The organism is Nocardioides soli (genome assembly GCF_014191495.1).
In the GTDB taxonomy this organism is placed as follows: Bacteria; Actinomycetota; Actinomycetes; order Propionibacteriales; family Nocardioidaceae; genus Nocardioides; species Nocardioides soli.
In genome coordinates, this window is sequence record NZ_JACHWR010000003.1 from 241471 (window position 1) to 260318 (window position 18848).

General features: G+C 70.0%; 22 protein-coding genes and 1 pseudogene. 10 read left to right on the forward strand and 13 right to left on the reverse strand.

All coding sequences use genetic code 11. The features are described from left to right. Positions 1-4 precede the first annotated feature (4 nt). Positions 5-544, forward strand: coding sequence for a LuxR C-terminal-related transcriptional regulator (locus FHU40_RS29890; protein WP_425490208.1), 540 nt, complete (start codon positions 5-7; stop codon positions 542-544). Positions 545-653: 109 nt separating this feature from the next. Here FHU40_RS29890 and FHU40_RS20045 read toward each other — a convergent pair whose 3' ends face one another. Then, on the reverse strand, positions 654-1244 hold the full coding sequence (locus tag FHU40_RS20045; RefSeq protein ID WP_183594124.1) for a hypothetical protein: 591 nt from the start codon (positions 1242-1244) through the stop codon (positions 654-656). Between the two features lie 379 nt (positions 1245-1623). Here FHU40_RS20045 and FHU40_RS20050 point away from each other — a divergent pair, with 379 nt between their 5' ends. From FHU40_RS20050 to FHU40_RS20060, 3 genes are all read left to right on the forward strand, one after another. Then, the gene (locus FHU40_RS20050; RefSeq protein ID WP_183594125.1) at positions 1624-2286 is read left to right on the forward strand and encodes a hypothetical protein; all 663 of its coding nucleotides are present in this window, start codon (positions 1624-1626) and stop codon (positions 2284-2286) included. Beyond that, the gene (locus tag FHU40_RS20055; RefSeq protein ID WP_183594126.1) at positions 2222-2818 is read left to right on the forward strand and encodes a hypothetical protein; all 597 of its coding nucleotides are present in this window, start codon (positions 2222-2224) and stop codon (positions 2816-2818) included. The genes FHU40_RS20050 and FHU40_RS20055 overlap by 65 nt, the downstream gene beginning before the upstream one ends. A gap of 46 nt (positions 2819-2864) precedes the next feature. Further along, positions 2865-3777, forward strand: a protein-coding gene (locus tag FHU40_RS20060; protein ID WP_425490193.1) for an IS5 family transposase whose coding sequence is annotated in 2 segments (ribosomal slippage) — positions 2865-3205 and positions 3204-3777 — 915 coding nt in all. Because the reading frame shifts where the segments join, the coding sequence is not laid out codon by codon here. Between the two features lie 398 nt (positions 3778-4175). On the opposite strand, the gene FHU40_RS20065 is transcribed toward FHU40_RS20060, so the two are convergent. Beyond that, the gene (locus FHU40_RS20065) at positions 4176-4820 is read right to left on the reverse strand and encodes an RES family NAD+ phosphorylase (RefSeq protein ID WP_281374822.1); all 645 of its coding nucleotides are present in this window, start codon (positions 4818-4820) and stop codon (positions 4176-4178) included. A gap of 51 nt (positions 4821-4871) precedes the next feature. Then, positions 4872-5054: pseudogene (locus tag FHU40_RS29110) on the reverse strand (HEPN-associated N-terminal domain-containing protein); the annotation flags it as partial. 50 nt (positions 5055-5104) lie between these two features. Between FHU40_RS29110 and FHU40_RS20070 the strand changes: the two are divergent. Beyond that, positions 5105-5476: a hypothetical protein gene (locus tag FHU40_RS20070; protein WP_183594128.1), complete on the forward strand. Its 372-nt coding sequence runs from the start codon at positions 5105-5107 to the stop codon at positions 5474-5476. Beyond that, positions 5473-5922 carry a hypothetical protein gene (locus tag FHU40_RS20075; protein ID WP_183594129.1) on the forward strand — a complete coding sequence of 150 codons (450 nt, stop codon included), beginning with the start codon at positions 5473-5475 and terminating at the stop codon, positions 5920-5922. Before FHU40_RS20070 ends, FHU40_RS20075 begins: the two co-directional genes overlap by 4 nt. 275 nt (positions 5923-6197) lie before the next feature. Here the strand turns inward: FHU40_RS20075 and glnA are convergent, their stop codons facing one another. Further along, on the reverse strand, positions 6198-7616 hold the full coding sequence (glnA, locus tag FHU40_RS20080; RefSeq protein WP_183594130.1) for a type I glutamate--ammonia ligase: 1419 nt from the start codon (positions 7614-7616) through the stop codon (positions 6198-6200). 190 nt (positions 7617-7806) lie between these two features. Between glnA and FHU40_RS20085 the strand changes: the two genes are divergently transcribed. Together FHU40_RS20085 and FHU40_RS20090 are read left to right on the forward strand one after the other, a co-directional pair. Continuing rightward, a complete protein-coding gene (locus FHU40_RS20085; protein WP_252274555.1) occupies positions 7807-8217 on the forward strand; it encodes an RDD family protein in 411 nt (136 codons plus the stop codon). A gap of 74 nt (positions 8218-8291) precedes the next feature. Beyond that, positions 8292-9191: an SCO4651 family lipoprotein gene (locus FHU40_RS20090; RefSeq protein WP_183594131.1), complete on the forward strand. Its 900-nt coding sequence runs from the start codon at positions 8292-8294 to the stop codon at positions 9189-9191. Positions 9192-9228: 37 nt separating this feature from the next. On the opposite strand, the gene FHU40_RS20095 is transcribed toward FHU40_RS20090, so the two are convergent. Further along, positions 9229-9951 (reverse strand): DUF4191 domain-containing protein, encoded by a 723-nt coding sequence (locus FHU40_RS20095; protein ID WP_183594132.1) that lies wholly within the window; start codon positions 9949-9951, stop codon positions 9229-9231. 31 nt (positions 9952-9982) lie between these two features. After that, positions 9983-10927 (reverse strand): lipoyl synthase, encoded by a 945-nt coding sequence (gene lipA / locus FHU40_RS20100; protein ID WP_183594133.1) that lies wholly within the window; start codon positions 10925-10927, stop codon positions 9983-9985. A 95-nt stretch (positions 10928-11022) separates the two neighbouring features. Here lipA and FHU40_RS20105 point away from each other — a divergent pair, with 95 nt between their 5' ends. Both FHU40_RS20105 and FHU40_RS20110 read left to right on the forward strand, forming a co-directional pair. Next, entirely contained in the window at positions 11023-11394 is a 372-nt protein-coding gene (locus FHU40_RS20105; RefSeq protein ID WP_183594134.1) for an ArsR/SmtB family transcription factor, read from the forward strand. Continuing rightward, on the forward strand, positions 11391-11888 hold the full coding sequence (locus tag FHU40_RS20110; RefSeq protein ID WP_183594135.1) for an SRPBCC family protein: 498 nt from the start codon (positions 11391-11393) through the stop codon (positions 11886-11888). The genes FHU40_RS20105 and FHU40_RS20110 overlap by 4 nt, the downstream gene beginning before the upstream one ends. Here FHU40_RS20110 and FHU40_RS20115 read toward each other — a convergent pair. Genes FHU40_RS20115 through FHU40_RS20145 form a run of 7 tightly spaced genes read right to left on the reverse strand, consistent with a single transcriptional unit; the run spans position 11885 to position 18797 of the window. Beyond that, positions 11885-12853 carry an ABC transporter permease subunit gene (locus FHU40_RS20115; RefSeq protein ID WP_183594136.1) on the reverse strand — a complete coding sequence of 323 codons (969 nt, stop codon included), beginning with the start codon at positions 12851-12853 and terminating at the stop codon, positions 11885-11887. The genes FHU40_RS20110 and FHU40_RS20115 overlap by 4 nt on opposite strands. After that, positions 12853-13770: an ATP-binding cassette domain-containing protein gene (locus FHU40_RS20120; protein ID WP_183594137.1), complete on the reverse strand. Its 918-nt coding sequence runs from the start codon at positions 13768-13770 to the stop codon at positions 12853-12855. Before FHU40_RS20120 ends, FHU40_RS20115 begins: the two co-directional genes overlap by 1 nt. A 48-nt stretch (positions 13771-13818) precedes the next feature. Further along, a complete protein-coding gene (locus FHU40_RS20125; RefSeq protein ID WP_183594138.1) occupies positions 13819-14313 on the reverse strand; it encodes a signal peptidase I in 495 nt (164 codons plus the stop codon). Beyond that, on the reverse strand, positions 14310-15926 hold the full coding sequence (locus FHU40_RS20130; RefSeq protein ID WP_183594139.1) for an RCC1 domain-containing protein: 1617 nt from the start codon (positions 15924-15926) through the stop codon (positions 14310-14312). Before FHU40_RS20130 ends, FHU40_RS20125 begins: the two co-directional genes overlap by 4 nt. Positions 15927-15952: 26 nt before the next feature. Next, positions 15953-16555: a hypothetical protein gene (locus tag FHU40_RS20135; RefSeq protein WP_183594140.1), complete on the reverse strand. Its 603-nt coding sequence runs from the start codon at positions 16553-16555 to the stop codon at positions 15953-15955. Further along, on the reverse strand, positions 16555-18174 hold the full coding sequence (locus FHU40_RS20140) for an RCC1 domain-containing protein (protein ID WP_183594141.1): 1620 nt from the start codon (positions 18172-18174) through the stop codon (positions 16555-16557). Before FHU40_RS20140 ends, FHU40_RS20135 begins: the two co-directional genes overlap by 1 nt. Before the next feature lie 2 nt (positions 18175-18176). Further along, a complete protein-coding gene (locus tag FHU40_RS20145) occupies positions 18177-18797 on the reverse strand; it encodes a hypothetical protein (protein WP_183594142.1) in 621 nt (206 codons plus the stop codon). Positions 18798-18848: the final 51 nt, after the last annotated feature.

Genomic DNA, 18848 nt, shown 5'->3' on the forward strand with positions numbered 1-18848 from the left:
GACGATGCACGGCCTACCGTCGGTTGACCGGGCCGAACGGCTCAAACTGGTCGGTTTGTACCGTCGAGGACATGGTGACCGCGCTGCGGTCAGCGCCCGACTTGCGAGCCTGAGTCGGCAGGAACGGGCCGTCCTGGGCCACCTCATGGCTGGGCACGTGGTCAGCGAGATCGCCGTCTTGCGCGTCGTCTCCGAACTGACGGTTCGTACCCAGGTCAAGGCGGTGCTGTACAAGCTGGATGTCGCGAGCCAGATCAAGGCGTCGCCCTTGCCTGGGACAACAACGTCGCGCCGAGCGCAGAGACTCCCTATCGCCAGGCTGTGCCTCGTTCCGAGTAAACCGCTTTGCCTTCAACGGGACCGGGCACTCCGGATCTCTCCGAAGTGCCCGTCAACCCGTCGTAGCGACGAGACGCACGAAGCGTGGCGTACACGAATCGCGATCCGGCCTACGGGCCGAGGCGATGAAACGACCCTTCCCCCGTATCGGGCAATGCCACCACGTGTACGGAACTGTCCTCCGGATAGCGCTCCACGTCAATAGGCGTCAACCGACGTCCGAGTCTGGCCCGCGCACGGCCCTCGCCTGGTTGCCATGTTCCGGTTCTGGGCGGTCACGCCGCAGCCAAGCGTTCGCAGCAGAGTCCTCAGGGTCAAGCCCAAAGTACGTCGCCGACGCGGTGATCGGCGCTCTCGCCAAGCACGCGCAATCCAGTTTGAGCTGTACTACCCCCGTTGCCCCACCAATGTCTGTAGATGTTGGCGAACCGGATGATGCACTGGCCAACGAAGTAGGTACGGAGTGTTGCCCCGCGGGTGCTGTCCCACTTGCGCTTCAAGAGCACGTCGCGCCGAAAGTGGTACAACGCCTTTGCCACCGTCTCGCTCGTCAGTTCCGTGATCTCATCCGGTTCAAACGGACGCCCGAGTTCAGGCAGGCCGAAGCCCTTGGCACGACACTTGTGGTGGATGAGGCCCTTATGCATCCACCCGCCGATCACAGCCATGCCGTACTTAGCCAGTTCGGTCGCGAAGACATCCCAGCGGTCGCCCTCGTAGTTGCTGAGTGCCAGAAGCATGACGACCTCGACGTCGCCGGCCAGGCGGTCGACCTTGTCCGCAAGCCCAGCGTGCTCAGGCTCGCTGAGCCAGTCCTCCGGGATCGCCGCTTCACCCGGCTGCAGTTGTACGGGCTCGCCTGAGGCGCCGGGGCCACCCGGCGGTCGCTTCGGCTCGAAGGCCATAGCGTCTCCTCAGTTCGGCGACGTCGGCGAGCAAGCTCGTCGATGTCCCCTCATAAGTGCCGCCCAGCGTGCCACCCCCCAACCTTCCGGAATCTTTTTCTGGGAAGCAGCCGACAGCCGAATCAGTGTCGCAACAACCACCGACATAGCGAGGCGTCGCGCCTCCGAAATCCGCTGGATTGGCAGCCGCAACTCAGGGACGGCCAGCCCGCGGTCCTCGGGGATCTCCACAGGTCAGGTCCGCGCCGGCAACGCGGTCCAGCCCTCGACCGCCGGTGCCGCGAGGTGTTCTGCGGGGATGTCTGCGGCATGCCCCCACAGCGACAGGCCGGGCCTGCCGTGTTTGACGGACAACTTCGCCTAAGCGAATATGTATGTCATGTCGTTGCTCGCCGTTTCTGATGCCGCTGAGCGGCTCGGTGTCTCGACGCGGCAGGTGCAGCACCTGGTCGCGCGGGGTGAGCTGCGGTCGCTGGCGAGGGGAGTGGTCGACGAGACCTCGGTTGAACGCCTGCTGGCCGTTCGCCGTGGTTCGCACACCAGGGCGTGGGCCGAGTCAACGGCATGGGCGGCCGTGGCTTTGCTCTCCGGACGTGAGGCGGGGTGGCTGGGGGAGAGCCAGCGGTCCCGCCTCAGAGGACGACTCCGTGGGCTCGGAGCAGAAGAACTTGTCGAGCGCGCCCGCGGGCGGGCCAGCGTGAGCCGGTACGTCGCACACCGCAGCGCAGGGGGGCGGCTGCGTTCGGAGTTGGTCGACACATCATCGGCGGCCGCACGACTGGGATTGGCGACGACGAACGCGATCGACGGCTACCTGGCCACGACCGCCTTGAAAGCGGTCGCGGCTCGACACGGCCTGATTCGCGATGACACCGGGAGCGTGACCCTCCGCGCGACCTCCATGGACCTCGTTGTGGTCCGCGACCTGATCGACGCCAGCGATGTCCTCGCCGCACTCGACTTGGCCGAGTCCCTCGATGTCCGCGAACGCCGAGCCGGAATCGGTGTGCTCGAGCGCGCGCTGGGAGAGTTCCGTGGCTGACCGGCCGACCATCGACGTCGCCACGCCCGCCGGCGGTTGGGGTGCGCCATGGCCGAACGTCGCCGAGATCGAGGCAGTGCTGCCCCACGACAAGTGGACGCTCGTCGGCGGACTGATGGCTCAACTGCACGGCATCCACGCAGGCATCGCCACAGTACGCCCCACCAATGACGTCGACATCGTCCTGCACGTCGAGACCACCCGCGGCATCGCGTCTGAGACCGCGAGGGCCCTCGAATCACTCGGATACGAGCTGGCGCCGTCGATCGACGAACGCAACAACACCGCCCACCGGTTCAGGCGAGGGGACTCGACCGTCGACGTCGTCACCGACGGTCCCGACGTGGTTGACGTTCTCGTCGCCGACCACGCCTCACCGCGAGTGGTCGAGAAGCTCCGTGGTCGCACGATGGTCGCCATCGAGGGCGGCACCCAGGCCCTACGTCGAACGATCAACGCACGGATCCAGATCACGGCTGGGCGCACCACAACGGTGAGTGTGCCGTCCCCGTTCGGCGCCGTCATCCTCTAGGGCATGTCTGCTAATTCGGGGCGGTTGGGTGGGTGATTGTTGACCCATGTCGCGTGTCGAGGTGTTGAGCGATGCTCAGTGGTCCCGTATCGAGCCGATGATGCCCTCATCCGAGGGTCGTCGTGGTCGACCGTGGCGCGATCACCGGCAGGTGGTCGAAGGGATCATCTACCGCTACCGGACCGGGGTCGCGTGGCGTGACTTGCCGGGCTCGTTCGGGCCGTGGCAGACGGTGTGGGAGCGGCATCAGGCGTTCTCCCGGGACGGCACCTGGGACCGGATCCATGCCCAGCTGATCGCCGAGGCGGACGCGGCGGGCGAGGTCGACTGGACCGTGTCGGTGGACGCCACGATCAACCGGGCCCACCAGCACGCCACCACGTTGTCGCGCCAGGAGCGGCCTGCCGGCCTCACAGGGGGCTGAGTCGAACTACAAGAACTCCGCCGCGGACCCGGCTCACGAGCCTCCCGATCATGCGATCGGCCGTTCCCGGGGCGGGTTGTCGACCAAGGTCCACCAGCTCGTCGACGGCCGCAAGCGACCGCTGGTGATCGGTCTGACCGCGGGCCAGGCCGGCGATGCCCCGATGCTCAAGTTCTTGCTGGCCGACCTCGCGGTCAAACGAATCGGACCCGGCCGGCCGCGCACCCGACCCGACCGTCTGCTCGGGGACAAGGCCTACTCCTCGCGCGCCAACCGCGCCCTGCTGCGCAGCAAGCGGGTCCGAACAGTCATCCCGCAGCGAGACGACGAGATCGGCAACCGCATCCGTCGTGGCTCAGCAGGAGGACGACCACCCTCGTTCGACCCCGTCATCTACAAACGGCGCAACGTGGTCGAGCGGTCCTTCAACGACCACAAGCAATGGCGCGGGATCGCGACCCGCTACGACAAGCACGCCACGACCTACCGCGGCGGCGTCGTCCTCAGCGCCATCCTCATCTGGCTTCGCGAATAACCAGACACTCCCTAGGCCGCTGCGTATCAGACCGACTCCCGCGACCGGGAACGTCACCTCCAGGATGCTGCGCTCCTACTTGCGGTCATCGACGATCCCTACGCCGAGCGGGAGCAGTTCGCTGGGTCGGATCGCTCCCGACTCCAGATGTTGGCGCGCGCCCTTCCGGACTCTCCCGCTCAATGGCGGTCGCTGCCGGCCGGCGCCCGCGCCAACGGACAGACTGCGATTCGAATCCTGAACGCCTGAGGAGTGACGGCGCGTCGTTCGCTGCGGAGTGTCGCACCTCGGCTCGAGCTGATTGCCGCAGACGAGGACACGGGACGCGAACGCCTGACTCCGCGCTAGACCTCAGCGACTGCTGCGCATGAACAAACAACTGCGGGAGCGTACGTTGATCAGAGGGGTGGCGGCAGGTAGGCAATGGAGGTCGGGTCCAGCACGAGGCGTGTCTTATCCCCCTCGTGGCCGCCGTCGGCTACCTCTTCGGGCGGGATGAACAGCACACATGAGGTCACGGACGGGTCCTTCGAGGAGCGCCAAAGCACACCGTCTGCAGAGAGGTCGTACCTCATGGTCTCGGCCATCACCTGCGTGGGGATGTAGTCGAGATTCTGGAAGTCGCCCGGGTCAGCAACCTCCCGCACGTCTCGCACGAAGCCGTGGAGGAACTCGATGTAGGGACGCAGGTGCCGAAGGGCAGGATCGAAGAGCGAGGGCACGGTCGGCACATCTCTCAGGTCGACAACTGTGAGTGGTACTGCGGTGGTGAAGCGACCGATGCTGGCTGCGTGAGCAGGGTCGGCATAGCCGGCGACCTCGTCACGTGCCCCCTTCTCTGTAGATGCTCCGTAGAAGGCACCGATGCCCTTCGGGGTCATGCGGTTATCTCGGGCCGCTTTGTCAGGAGGTGTCCCAATCTCGGCGGCAATCGAGTAGCTCTCTGTGGCGGGGTGAGGACGCAGCCGCCACCACTCGCTGCCCTTTGGAAGCGTCACGACGAGGCCTCCAGCGTGAACCGAATCGGAGACGGCGTTGGGCATCGCGTGGAGTGGAATCTCCCCGGCTCCCTCAGCCGTGCTGTGGTCCTCAACCAGGAAGGTGTACCGGCGCTTGTGCTTTACGTGCATCCGGAAGGCCTCCCACCCCCACCGGAGTGCGTCGGCTGGCTTCGCCGCGTAGGGGTCCTTCTGGCACCAAACGTCCTGCTCAATGGCATACGTGAGCGCGCGGACTACGTCGGTGCTTTCCGTGGCGCCCAGATCGAGGATCAGGTCCCACGTGTCGTGGGACTTTCCGCGAGTGGGAGATCACCGCGGAGCTGCTCATGCCGGCCGCCGACTTCAAGCACGCCGACCTGAGCACGCTCGATGCCGTGCGCGATACCTCGGACGTGTTCAAGGTGACCCCGAGCGCCGTGGTCACTCGAGCGCGCCGCCTCAACATTCTTGGCAAGCAGGAGGCAGACCGATACCTCGAGGAGCTCCGCATCGCGTACGAAAGGGGAGGCAACCCGCCTCGCCGCGCGGCAAAGGGACTTAAGGCTCTGCGGAAGTACAACGGCGTGGAGTGCTCGCGTCGAATGCTCGCCCTCTACGACGCTCAGGGCGTCTCACGTGGCGACTTCTGCCGAGTGATGTTTTCCAACAAGTTCCGTGGAGCGCAGTCCATCAACGACTACAGGGCGTTGGTGGCATGACCGAGACCAAGTACCTCGTTGATAACAACGCGCTCATCTTCCTGGGAACCAAGCGCAATGCATCCCACTTCTTCAGGGAGTACTGCCGTGTGCCCGAGGAGGTCGCACACGAGGCGGGCACACGGCGAGCCGAACTCTTGACACCGCTGACCGTGCCAATGAGCGTTCGGATACTCAATGAGCTCAGCGCCGTGATGAAGACGGTGCCGGTCGGAGACAAGGGACTTCTCGACCTCTACGGCAACAGGGGCGCCGCTGACCCCGTCCTCGTTGCAACGGCCGTTGTGCTGAACAAGCCGGAGAAGCCCACGCTCTTCGAAGAGGAGTGGGTCATCGTCACCAACGACAGAGCCGTGCGTGACAAGGCCAAGGAGTTCGACGTCAAGACCGCCACGCCTGAGGCGTTGGCGGCACTCATCGACGCTGCGGGATCACCCGCAGACTGAGGATTCGCTGCACGATCCGGTGACAGAAGACGCGTGAGGGGCAACCACGACGATGAGCTGCGGACCTGGGCGGGAGCGGTGATCGTGCAGATCAGCTGCTGCCTTGCGGGTCTTGACCGCGGTTAGGCCCGCAAAACCCTGCCGCGGCGTGTTCCATTGGATGCGTGGCATGGGGGCGGGAATCGGTAGCGATCCCGCAATCGAAATGATTGGTGGCCCCGGGGAGACCCGGGGCCACCGTTGATCGAATACGAGTAATTCGATCAGTTTACGACCTAAATGTCGTAGTAGAGCTCGAACTCGTGCGGGTGCGGGCGCAGCTGGACCGGGGCGATCTCGTGGGTGCGCTTGTAGTCGATCCAGGTCTCGATCAGGTCGGGGGTGAAGACGTTGCCGACGGTGAGGAAGTCGTGGTCGGCCTCGAGGGCGTCGAGGACGGCGTCGAGCGAGGTCGGGACCTGGTTGATCTCGGCCATCTCGTCCGGCGGGAGCTCGTAGATGTCCTTGTCGATCGGGGCGGGCGGCTCGATCTTGTTCTTTATGCCGTCGACGCCGGCGAGCATCAGGGCGGAGAACGCCAGGTACGGGTTGGCCGACGGGTCGGGGAAGCGGGCCTCGACGCGCTTGGCCTTCGGGTTCGCACCGGTGATCGGGATCCGGATCGAGGCGGAGCGGTTGCGCGAGGAGTACACCAGCGAGATCGGGGCCTCGTAGCCCGGCACCAGGCGGTGGTAGGAGTTCACGGTCGGGTTGGTGAACGCGAGCAGCGCCGCGGCGTGCTCGAGGATGCCGCCGATGTACCAGCGGGCCAGGTCGGAGAGGCCGCCGTACCCGGTCTCGTCGTAGAACAGCGGCTCGCCGTCCTTCCACAGCGACTGGTGCACGTGCATGCCCGAGCCGTTGTCGCCGAAGATCGGCTTCGGCATGAAGGTGACCGACTTGCCGGCCTCCCAGGCGGTGTTCTTGATGAGGTACTTGAACTTCATCACGTCGTCGGCGGAGCGCAGCAGCGTGTCGAAGCGGTAGTTGATCTCCGCCTGCCCCGCGGTGCCGACCTCGTGGTGGGCGCGCTCGACGAGGAGGCCGCAGGCCTCGAGGTTCTTCACCATGTCGTCGCGCAGGTCGCCGTAGTGGTCGTACGGCGCGACCGGGAAGTAGCCGCCCTTGAAGCGGGTCTTGTAGCCGCGGTTGTCGCCCTCCTTGCCGGAGTTCCACCAGCCCTCGACGGAGTCGATGTGGTAGTAGCCCTCGTTGGCGGTGGTGGAGTAGCGGACGTTGTCGAAGATGTAGAACTCCGCCTCGGGGGCGAAGAACGCGGTGTCCGCGATGCCCGTGGTCGACAGGTAGGCCAGCGCCTTGCGCGCGATGTTGCGCGGGTCGCGCGAGTAGGCCTCGCCCGTGATCGGGTCGTGGATGAAGAAGCTCAGGTTGAGCGTCTTGGCCGCGCGGAAGGGGTCGACGTAAGCCGTGGACGGGTCCGGGAACAGCGCCATGTCCGACTCGTTGATCGCCTGGAAGCCCCGGATCGACGAGCCGTCGAAGGCCAGGCCGCTCTCGAAGACGGACTCGTCGAACGACGACACCGGGACGGTGAAGTGCTGCTCGATACCGGGCAGGTCGACGAAGCGCACGTCGACCATCTCGACGCCGTCGTCCTTGATGAACTTGAGCAGCTCGTCGCTGTTCTGGAACATTCGTCCTCCTTGGCTGCGCGCGGGTCGGCAGCCGGCAAGTGTGCGAGCAAGACCTCCGCAGCGTCGCTGCCACGGGCGGAATGTCCGCAACGTATGCACACGCAGTTTCTCGACCGTATCTGGTTTGTTTCCGGCGTGTAACAGATGCCCGGTGGGCGGTCACGGAGCCGGGCCGCCTACGCTGGCGCCCGTGTCCGCCCCGGTCGTGCTGCCCTACGAGACCGCCTCCTGGGGACGCCGCGCCCTCGCCCTGCTGGTCGACTGGTTCGCCTGCATGGCGGTCGTCAGCCTGTTCTCGCCGGTCCTCGGTACGCCGGGCGGGCCGGGCGGCTTCTACACGCTGCTGCTCTTCGTGGTGGAGTCGGCGGTGCTCACCTGCACCGTCGGCGGGTCCTTCGGCAAGCTGCTCACCCGGCTGCGGACGGTCCGCGTCGACGGCGGCGGGCACCTCGACCCGCTGCGCTCCCTGGCCAGGGCGATCCTGGTGGCGCTGGTGATCCCGCCGCTGGTCTTCCGGCCCGACCGCCGCGGTCTGCACGACCTCGCGGCCGGCACGGCGACCGTCACCCTGCAGGTCGCGCTCAGCCGCCGGGGGCAATAGTCCGGGTGGAGGTTTCGGCGCTTGGTGCCGGGAGGGATGCTGGACGCATCCATCACCTGTCGGAAAGGCCCGTTGTGACCGTCTCGATCACTGCCCGTCGTACTCTCGCCGCCGCCGCACTGACGCCGCTGCTGCTCACCGGCTTCGCCGCGTGCGGCGACGACTCAGGCGACTCCGGTGGCTCCGGCTCCAGCTCCGCCGCCGGCGCGCCCGCGGCCGGGTCGGCCGTCCTCGCGGGCCTGCAGAAGGGCGAGGAGGTCTCGCCCGAGGAGTTCGTGGACACGGTCTCCGACGGGCTCGAGGACTCCACGACCGCGCACATGGAGATGAAGATGTCCATGGGCGACCAGGTGTCCACCACCGCTGAGGGGGACCTCGACTACACGACCAAGCCGCCGTCGCTGTCGATGTCGATGGAGGTGCCGCAGGCCGGCGACATGGAGATGGTGCTGGTCGACAACGTCATGTACCTCAAGGCCGGTGCGATGAGCGGCGACAAGTTCTGGAAGCTCGACCTGGCCGACCCCGACAGCCCGTTCGGGGAGATGGGGCTGGACAAGATGCTCGAGCAGTCCGACCCGATCGGAGCGCTCGAGTCCATGAAGGACGGCATCGACACGGTCACCTTCGAGGGCACCGAGGACGTCGACGGCCGCGAGCTCGACCACTACGTGCTCACCATCGACATGTTGAGCGTCATGGACTCCTACGGCGCCGACCTGCCGAGCGACGCGGCGGACGGCATGCCCGAGTCGATCACCTACGACCTGTGGCTCGACGACCAGGACCGGTTCGCCCAGATGCAGATGGAGGTGCCGGTGATGGACAAGAGCATGGAGATGGAGATGTCCCTGGACGACTGGGGTCAGGACGTCTCGATCGAGGCGCCGCCGGCCGACCAGGTCACCGACATGCCCGACCTGGGCAGCATGATGGGCGGTACGTCGAGCGGGAGCGCCTCCGGCCAGAGCTGACCGGCAGCGCTGATCGGCCGTGCGATGCGCGGGCGGGTCACCGCCCGCGCATCTGCGAGCGCATGCCCTTCATGTTGGTCGGCACCGGCCCCTTGGGCAGCGGGATGTTCGACCGGTTGGCGTCGAGGGCCCGGATCCGGTAGAGCACGTCGGTCATCTCGGCGGGCTTCACCTTGCGGCCGAGCTTCTGCACGTGCCGCGCGAGCTTCGGCAGCGGCACCTCGCCCTCGCCGTTGCCGCAGATGACCTCGTGGATCGGCACGTCGGCGGCGACGCGCTCGTGCTTGCGGCGCTCGCTGAGCATCAGCTGGCGCAGCCGGTTGGGGTTGCCCTCGCCGACGAGCACGATGCCCGGAGGGCCGACCACCCGGTGCACGACGTCCTGCTGCTTGGTGAAGCCGATCACCGGGTCGGTCTTCCAGCTGCGCCCGCGCAGCATCCGCAGCGCGGCCGCGGCCGCTCCGGGCTGGCCCTCCATCTGGGCGTACGCCGCCCGCTGGGCGCGGCGGCCGAAGACGATCATCGCGAGCAGGGTGCCGAGCAGCACCGCCCCGACGGCCGTGATGATGATGCCGAGGACGCCGTCGGTCGGCAGCAGCAGCCAGAACACGGTGAAGCCGACGGCGGCGCCGAGCAGGAACGAGCCGAGGACCCACAGCCCGAGACGCGGGTCGGACTTCTTGGCCATCCGGTAGGTCTCGACGAACTGGGCGCGCCGGCTCATCTTGTCCGGGTCGACGGGCTTCGGTTCCTTCGCCATCTTCTGCGGTGCCTCGCTCTTGGGATGTGGATCAGGCGGTCGGGGCGCCCGCGCGGGCGTCCATCGCCTGACGGTACAGCCGACCGGCGCGGTAGGACGAACGCACGAGCGGTCCGGAGAGGGCGCCGGCGAAGCCGATCTCCATCGCCTCGGCCTGGAGCTCGACGAACTCCTCGGGCCGGACCCAGCGCTCGACCGGGTGGTGGCGCACCGAGGGGCGGAGGTACTGGGTGATCGTGACCAGGTCGCAGCCGGCGTCGTGCAGATCGCGCAGCGCCTGGGAGACCTCCTCGCGGGTCTCGCCCATGCCGAGGATCAGGTTCGACTTGGTGACCAGCCCGAACTCGCGGGCCCGGGTCAGGACGTCGAGCGACCGGTCGTAGCGGAACGCGGGTCGGATCCGCTTGAAGATCCGCGGCACGGTCTCGACGTTGTGGGCCAGCACCTCGGGCCGCGACTCGAACACCTCGGCCAGCAGGTCGGGCTTGCCGTTGAAGTCGGGGATCAGGTTCTCCACGCCCGTGTCGGGGTTCAGGTCGTGGATCGCCCGCACGGTCTCGGCGTACAGCCACGCACCGCCGTCGGGGAGGTCGTCGCGGGCGACGCCGGTGATCGTGGCGTAGCGCAGCCCCATGGTCTGCACAGACTCGGCGACGCGACGCGGCTCGTCGCGGTCCAGCGGCTGCGGCCTGCCGGTGTCGATCTGGCAGAAGTCGCACCGCCGGGTGCACTGGTCGCCGCCGATGAGGAACGTCGCCTCGCGGTCTTCCCAGCACTCGAAGATGTTCGGGCAGCCCGCCTCCTGGCAGACCGTGTGCAGTCCCTCGGACTTCACCAGGCTCTGCAGGTGCTGGTATTCGGGACCCATCTTCGCCCGGGTCTTGATCCACTCCGGCTTGCGCTCGATCGGGGTCTCCGCGTTGCGGACCTCGAGGCGCAGCAGCTTGCGTCCCTCTGGTGCTGGAGCTTGCGTCACGTGGACCAACTGTACGCGCGCGGGCCAGCGTCCCGGGCGCCGGTCCGGGTGGGGTGCCCTTGCGTGACGAGTAACCAAATGGTTACCTATTTGGCATGGATGCGTTCGCCGCGTTGGGGGACCCGGTTCGTCGCGGTCTGCTCGCGGACCTCGCGGCCGCACCGGCCCGGGTGGTCGACCTCGCGGAGACGCGGTCGATCTCGCGGCCGGCGGTGAGCAAGCACCTGCGGCTGCTCGCGGAGGCGGGCCTGGTCTCCGTCGAGTCGCGCGGACGCGAGCGGCACTACCGGCTGCGTCGCGACGGGCTCGCGCCCCTCACGACGTACGTCGAGGGCCTGATCCGCACCGGTCCGCTGACCGACAACGCCCTCGACGCGCTGGAGACCGAGGTACGGCGTACCTCCCGGGAGCGGCGACGCGAGACCGGCGCCATCGCCCCGACCACCGACGCCAAGGAGACGGCATGACCAGGACACCCACGGGCCGCATCGAGGTCGTCGACGGCGAGCACCGGCTCGTCATCGTGCGCGAGCTGCGCGCGCCGATCGAGGACGTCTGGGCGGCGGTGACCGAGTCCGAGCGCCTCGCCCGCTGGATCGGGACGTTCACGGGCGACCCGGCGAGCGGGCTGGTGCGCTTCCGGATGACGGTCGAGGAGGGCGCGCCGGAGGACGACATGGAGATCCGCGAGTGCGACCCGCCCCACCGGCTCGCGGTCACCGCGCGGTCGGGCGACGAGGGCTGGCGCCTCGAGCTCGACCTCGTCGAGCGGGGCGGCCTCACGGTCCTGACCTTCACCCAGCCCGGGATCGCCCCGGCGTCGGTCGACAGCGTGGGTCCGGGCTGGGAGTACTACCTCGACCGGCTCGTCGCGGCCGAGGCCGGCGACGACCCCGGGGACCTCGACTTCGGCCGGGACTACTACCCGGCGATGGCCGACCACTATCGCACCGAGGCCTAGGGAACGTCGCGGCGCCGGAAGGACGCCACCGACGCACCCGCCGTGGCCACGAGCGGGACGCCGTAGTAGCCGATGCCCTCCCAGGCCGAGAGGTCGCGCCGCTGGTCGCACTCCGAGCCGGGCGCGGGCTCCCGCTCCGCCCGGTCGCCGATGAAGCACGACTCGGGCACCTCGACCCAGTACGTCGTGCCGTTGTCGACGATCGCGGCGATGTTGAGGTCCGGCTGCCACCGACCGCTCAGGCCGACGACCGCGATGACGATCCCACCGGCCACCGAGACTCCGAACAGCACGCCGACGGTCGCGACCGTGCTGCGGAGCAGCATCGTGAGGGCGTAGCCGCCCAGCGCCGCCGCGGCCGCGAAGAGCGCACCGCGGAGCCCGTAGGCCATCGAGTCGGTGAGCGCGCCGTCGAGGGTCGGCAGGTCGCGGACCTGCATGGCCGCCCAGATCGTCAGCCAGTACACCGCGCTCACCAGCGCCGCGAGCACGAGCGAGACGAGCGTGACCGCGAGCGCCTTGGCCGCCCAGACCCGGCCGCGGCGCGACTCGAAGAGCAGCTGGTTGCTCATCGACCCGCTGTTCCAGTCGTGGCCGACGAACGTCGTCCCGGCCAGCAGCAGGAGGGTGGTGAGCACCGCGACGACGCCGATGCCGGAGCCGCCGCGCTCGCCGGCCATGCTGAGCGGCTCGCGCCCGGTGTACCAGCCGACGATGGTGGTCTCACACTGCGTCTGCGCCGCGGCTCGAGGTACGCCGTACCGGCGGGGGTGGTCGAGGCACTGCTGGATCTCCGAGGACGCCATCTCGGTCGCGCGGTCGAGGTCGGCCTGGGAGACCGGCCGGGTGGCCCAGATCCGGCTGGCGGCGATCACCGCCGGCACCACGATCGCGAGCAGGAGCAGCACCAGGATGGCGCGTCGCCAGCGGAACCGGGTGAGCTCGACGCCCAGCAGCCGCCGCATCAGGCGGCCCCGCCCAGCTGGTCGCCGGCGGTGAGCTCGAGGAACACGGTCTCGAGGTCGGGCCGCACCGGGGTGAGCTCGCAGAGCCAGACCCCGGCGTTGCCCAGCGCCTCGGTGACGGCCGCCGGGCGGTCGGTCTCGACGAGCAGGTCGGATCCGTCGCGAAGCGTGAAGCCGGCGCCGTCCAGCACTGCGCGGGCGGCGGCCGGATCCGGCACGCCGACCCGGTAGGCCGTACTCGTGCCCAACAGGTCCTCGACCCGCCCGGAGGCCAGCAGCCGGCCGTTGCCGATGATCGTCGCCGAGGTGCACACCTGCTGCACCTCGGCGAGGATGTGCGAGCTGAGCAGCACGGTGACGCCGGACTCGCCGAGCTGTCGGATCGTGTCGCGGATCTCCCGGATGCCGGCCGGGTCGAGCCCGTTCGTCGGCTCGTCGAGGATCAGGAGCGCGGGCCGCTTGAGCAGGGTCGCCGCGATCGCGAGCCGCTGCTTCATGCCGAGGGAGTAGGACTTGTAGCGGTCGCCGTCCCGGCCGGTGAGGCCCACCGTCGCGACGGCCTCCTCGACCCGGTCGGCGGAGGCGCCGATGGTGCGCGCGAGCAGGGTGAGGTTCTGGCGGCCGGTGAAGTGGGGCGCGAACTTCGGGTTCTCCACAACCGCGCCGATCCGGTCGATGACGGCCGGGAGCCGCCGGGGCACGGGCTCGCCGAAGAGCCGCATCGTGCCCGCGGTCGCGTGGGCGAGCCCGAGCAGCATCCGGATCGTGGTGGTCTTGCCCGAGCCGTTGGGGCCGAGGAACCCGTGCACCCCGCCGGCCGGCACGGCCAGGTCGAGGTCGTGCACGGCGATCCGGACGCCGCGCCGGGAGCGGAACTCCTTGCGCAGCCCGCTGGTCTCGATGACGAGGTCGCTCACGGCCCCGATCCCAGCATGGCGGCCGGGGGAGTGCAGTCCGACGCGCCGTCAGTCCGGCCCGGGATCGGCCGGACGCCGGCGGAAGGCGGTGCGCGGCGGTGGCACGAGGAGGACGGCGAGCACGGCGAGGAGCAGCACCGTGCCCGGCGGACCGGTCACGGTGCGGGTCAGCGTCGCCGCCGGTCCGGTGATGGCGGTGACGAGCACCGCCTCGACCTCGGTCCGGGACACCCAGGTGGGGTCGGGGGCGGCGTTGGCGTCGCCCTGCAGCCGGAGTCGCGAGCCGTCGGCGTCGATCTCGACCACGCGGTGGGTGTAGCGGTCCGGGGGAGTGCCGATGACGAGGATCCGTCCGGCCCGGAGGTCGTCGTCGGTCGGCGGCCGGGTGAGCAGCACGTCGCCGCGATGCAGGGTCGGCTCCATCGATCCGCCGTCCACGACCGTGAGCTGGCGATCGGTGAGCAACGGCAGGGCGAACGGCGCGACCAGGGCGAGACCGATCGCTGCGACCGCGGTCCAGCGCAGCACCCTGCCGACCGTCACGGGCTGTTCCAGTCGGCGGCGATCGTGCTCGCGAGCGACGACCAGCCGGCCTTGGTGTAGACGACCCGGTAGGAGACCGGCACGGTCGCCCCCGGCGAGCAGCGCGCGGCGTCCGAGTCGAGGAGCCAGCCGGCCGCACAGGTCAGCGTCGACAAGGCGTCGGTGCCGGTGGGGGTGGGCGTCGACCGGTCGCTCGTGGTGCCGTCACCGAGCTGGCTGGTGGCGTTCGCCCCCCAGCAGTACGTCGTGCCGGAGCCGACCGCGCAGCTGCTGTCGAACCCGCTGCCGACCGAGGTGGCGGTGACGCCGGCCAGGGCGCTGCCGGGGTCGACGGCGACCGGTCTCGGCTGGTTGCTCGTGACGCCGCTGCCCAGCCGACCGTTGTGGTGGGCGCCCCAGCAGTACACCCCGCCGTCGGCGATGGCGCAGGTGTGCGAGACGCCCGCGGCGAACTCGGTGATGGTCTTCCCGGCCAGTGCGCCGGACGCGTCGACGGCGAGCGGAATCGCGGAGTCCGCGCCGGCCGTGCCGCTGCCGAGCTGCCCGTAGGTGTTGAACCCCCAGCAGTACGCCGCGTCGTCGGCGATGGCGCAGGTGTGCGAGCCACCGGCACTGATGGCGGTGACGGTCCTGCCGGTCAGCACGCCGCCGGCGTTGACGGGCACGGGCGTCGAGCTGCTGGCCCCGACCGACGCGTTGCCGAGCTGCTTGGAGCCGTTGTCCCCCCAGCAGTAGGCGACCCCGCCGGCGATTCCGCAGGTGTGGCGCGACCCCGCCGAGACCGCGGTCCACGGCCCCCCGGGACTGCTGACCGGGCCGGGGATCCTGCGGAAGAGATCCGTGCCACTGAGCTGACCGTAGCCGTTCGAGCCCCAGCAGTAGACGGCTCCACCGACGAGTGCGCAGTTGTGGTTGGCGCCGGAGGTGATCGTGCTGACCGTGCCGCCCGGGAGCGACACCGCGACCGGCACGGTGCTGCTCGCGCTTCCCCCGTCGCCGAGCTGGCCGGAGCCGTTGCCGCCCCAGCAGTAGGCGGCATCGTCGGCGATCGCGCACGAGAAGAAGTCGCCGACGCTGATCGCGGTCACGGTCCTTCCGGCCAGCGCACCGGTGTCTCTGACGGCGGTCGGCTCCGACCGGTTGGTCTTCGTGCCGTCGCCCACGGTGCCCTCGCTGTTCGAGCCCCAGCAGTAGGCCCGGCCGTCGGCCAGTTCACAGGCGTGGAACCGCCCGCTGGCGACCGCGGTGGCGGCGGCGATGCCCCCGTCGGCCTCGACGGTGAGGTCGTCGGTGAGGGAGGCGCTGCCGTCCTCCGCGCTGACCGGGGCGTCGACGGCGGTGGTGGTCGCCCCGACGGTCCGCTCGACCGAGTACGCCGGCGCCACGTCGGCGCGCACCGTCGGCGCCGACCAGGTCACCGTGGCGGCGCCTCCCGCGGCGTACTCCGCGGCGCCGTCGGTCACCGGCGCGAGCACGGCCGTCGCCATCGCCTGCGGTGCCGTGGTGGCGGACTCCGCGGTGAAGACGGCCGCGGCCGTACCGGGGGCGAGCGCCAGCACGAGTCCGGTAGCCCCGGCGAGGGCGCCGTTGCGCCATCGACGGTGGGTGCGCATCGCGTTCACCTCCTCCGGTTCTGGAGTCATCGGGCCGTCGCGGTAAGGACCAGCTCGAGTGGCGTGGTGGTGCCCTGAAGGTCGTCGCCGGCGGAGGGCAGGACGTCGACGACCAGGGTCGCGACGGTCCGCTGGCCGGGGGCCAGCAGCACCGGTCCGCCGATGTCGTCGAAGCGGACCCGTCCGTGCAGCCCGGATGCCGACGCATCGGTCCGCAGCCGTCCGGAGAGCCGGATCGGCACGGCGTCGCTGTTGGTGACCGGCACGGTCAGCACCGCGACGCGGTCGCCGGGCAGCAGCCCGACGGTGCCGGCGGTTGCGGCCCAGGTGATCGCCGACTCGTCGATGGTGATCAGCGAGCAGCCGTCCCCGTAGTCCACCTGTGCGGTGTCCGCGTGCGCCCGGGGAGCACCGGCGGGGGAGAGCAGCACTCCGGCGACGACGGCGGCCGCCAGCATCGCCCCGGCGGTGCGTCCGCGCCGGGCCCGGAGCAGCAGGACGGTGCCGGCGACGAGGAGCACGAGCGCGAGGGGGAGCAACCACAGCGGCGCTCCCGCGCCGGTCTCGGGCAGGGAGCCGACGCTGGCCGTGCAGGTCCGCCCGATCTCGTCGAGTGCCGTCCCGGTCATCACGATCCGCTCCAATCCGCCGACAGCTCGACCGCGGCCGGAGGCGACCAGCCGCGCTTGGCGTAGTCGATCCGATACGACACGGACACGTCCGGTCCGGGGGCACATCGGGTCGCGTCGAGCAGCCAGTCGGGCTCGCAGAAGGGCTCGGTCAGCCCGTGCCCCTCGTCCCCTGCGAGCACCGGTTCGTAGCTGCGGCGGACCGAGCTGCCGTCGCCCAGTTGGCCTTCGCCGTTGTCACCCCAACAGGCGACCACCCCGGCGCTCACGCAGCCGCTGCCGGGCCCGAGGGAGATGGCCGTGGCCGTGGTGCCGTGAAGGACGCCGGTGGTGTCCAGGGCCACGGGCACGGAGGATCGTGCGCTGAGCTCGACCGAACCCCAGCAGTACGCCGCACCGGAGGCGACCGCGCAGGTGCCCAGGTCTCCGCCGTCGATGTCGGTGACGGTTCGGCCGGCGAGCGCGTCGTCGGTGCTCACGGCGACCGGCACGTACTGATCGGTGCTCGTGCCGTCGCCGAGCTGTCCGCGGGCGCCGCGCCCCCAGCAGTACGCCTGACCCGAGGCGACGGCACAGGCGTGGCCGTTGCCCGCCGTGACCCGGGTGACGGTCGTGCCCGCCAGGGCTCCGTCGGTGCGCACCGCGACCGGGACGCTGCTGGTGCTGACGCCCTCGCCGTCGCCGACGGCACCGTCGCCGTCGTAGCCCCAGCAGTAGGCGCGGCCCGCGGCCAGGGCGCAGGCGATGCCGCCGCCGGCCGCGACGGCGGTAACGGTCTTGCCCGCCAGGGCGCCGCTCGTGCTGACCGCCACCGGGACATAGCTGGCGGTGCTGCCGCCGTTCCCGAGCTTGCCGTTGCCGTTGTCTCCCCAGCAGTAGGCCCGCCCGTCGGCCACGGCGCACGTGAAGTTGTAGCCGGTGCTGATGTCGGTGACGGTCTTGCCCGCCAGGACCCCGTCGGTGCTCACCGCGACCGGGACGGAGCTGGTGGTCGTGCCGCCGTCGCCGAGTCCGCCTCCCCAGCCCCAGCAGTAGGCCCGTCCGTCGGCGACCGCGCAGGTCTGGGCGAGGCCGACGCTGATGTCGGTGACGGTCTTGCCGGCGAGGACGCCGCTGGTGGACACCGGGGTCGGGACCTTGCGGCTGGTGGTGGTGCCGTCGCCGATCTGCCCGTACACGTTCCGGCCCCAGCAGTAGGCGGCGCCGTCCGCGATCGCGCAGACGTTGAAGGCACCGGCGCTGACGCGGGTGACGTCCCGGTACCTGAAGTCGGCGGCACGGGTGAGGTCGTCGGTGAAGCCGGTGCGGCCGTCGGAGGTGGTGAGGGTGGGGTCGATCTCGGCCGTGGCCGCCTCGACCGTGCGGCGCACCGTGTACGCCGGCGCGACGTCGTTCCGCTGGGTCGGCGTGTCCCAGCCGACCGTGGCGACGCCCGCGGCCGTCCGGGACGCGGAGGGGTCGCCGAGGGCCCCGACCTCCGCGGCGTGGGCCTCCTGCGCCGCGCCGACGACGGCCTGCGCGGTGAAGGAGGCGCCGGTGGTCGGCAGACCGCCGGAGAGGGCGAGCAGCAGCGTGGCCGCGCCGGTGACGCCCAGCAGCCCGAGGCCGATGTGGGGCACGGTCAGTCCGCGACCCAGCCGGCGGTGGGCGCCGTGGTGTTGCGGGCCTGGATGGCGTCGATCTGGGCGGTGAAGCCGGCGTCGAGGCCCTGGAGGGTGTTGTCGGCCGTGGTGGGCAGTGAGATCGTCACGGTCATCGTCTGGCCGCCGGCCGCGGCGAGTGCGGGGCCGATCTGGAGGGCGCCGGCCTGCCATGCGGTGAGGCTGCGGGTCTCGGAGGCGGCACCGACGGCCACCTCGACCTGGATCGCTGACTCGAGGGCGGTGTCGCCGCCGGCGGTCTTGGGCAGCCGGATCGTGTAGTAGACGTCCTCGCTGCCGGTGTTGGCGAGGTCGATGGTCGTGCTCTCGCTGTCGCCGGGCAGCAGGCTGGCGGCGCTGATGGGTGCCGAGGAGGTCGCGGTGCCGGCGGTGATCGCCACGGTGGCCGTGCCGACCGACTGGCCGCTGACCGTGGCCTGGGAGGTGAAGTAGGCGCCGGTGACCGCGATGCCGCCGGCGACGAGCGCCGCGGCCGCGGCGACCCCGACACCTGCCACCACGATCTTGCGCCGGCGGGTGAGTCCGTGGGCGTGCCGGGCGCCGGCGGGCGCCGGCGGGGCGGGCTGATCGGTGACTGACAAGGGTGCTCCTCGGACGGACGGGCAGGACGCTCGTCACGTTAGGGAGTACGA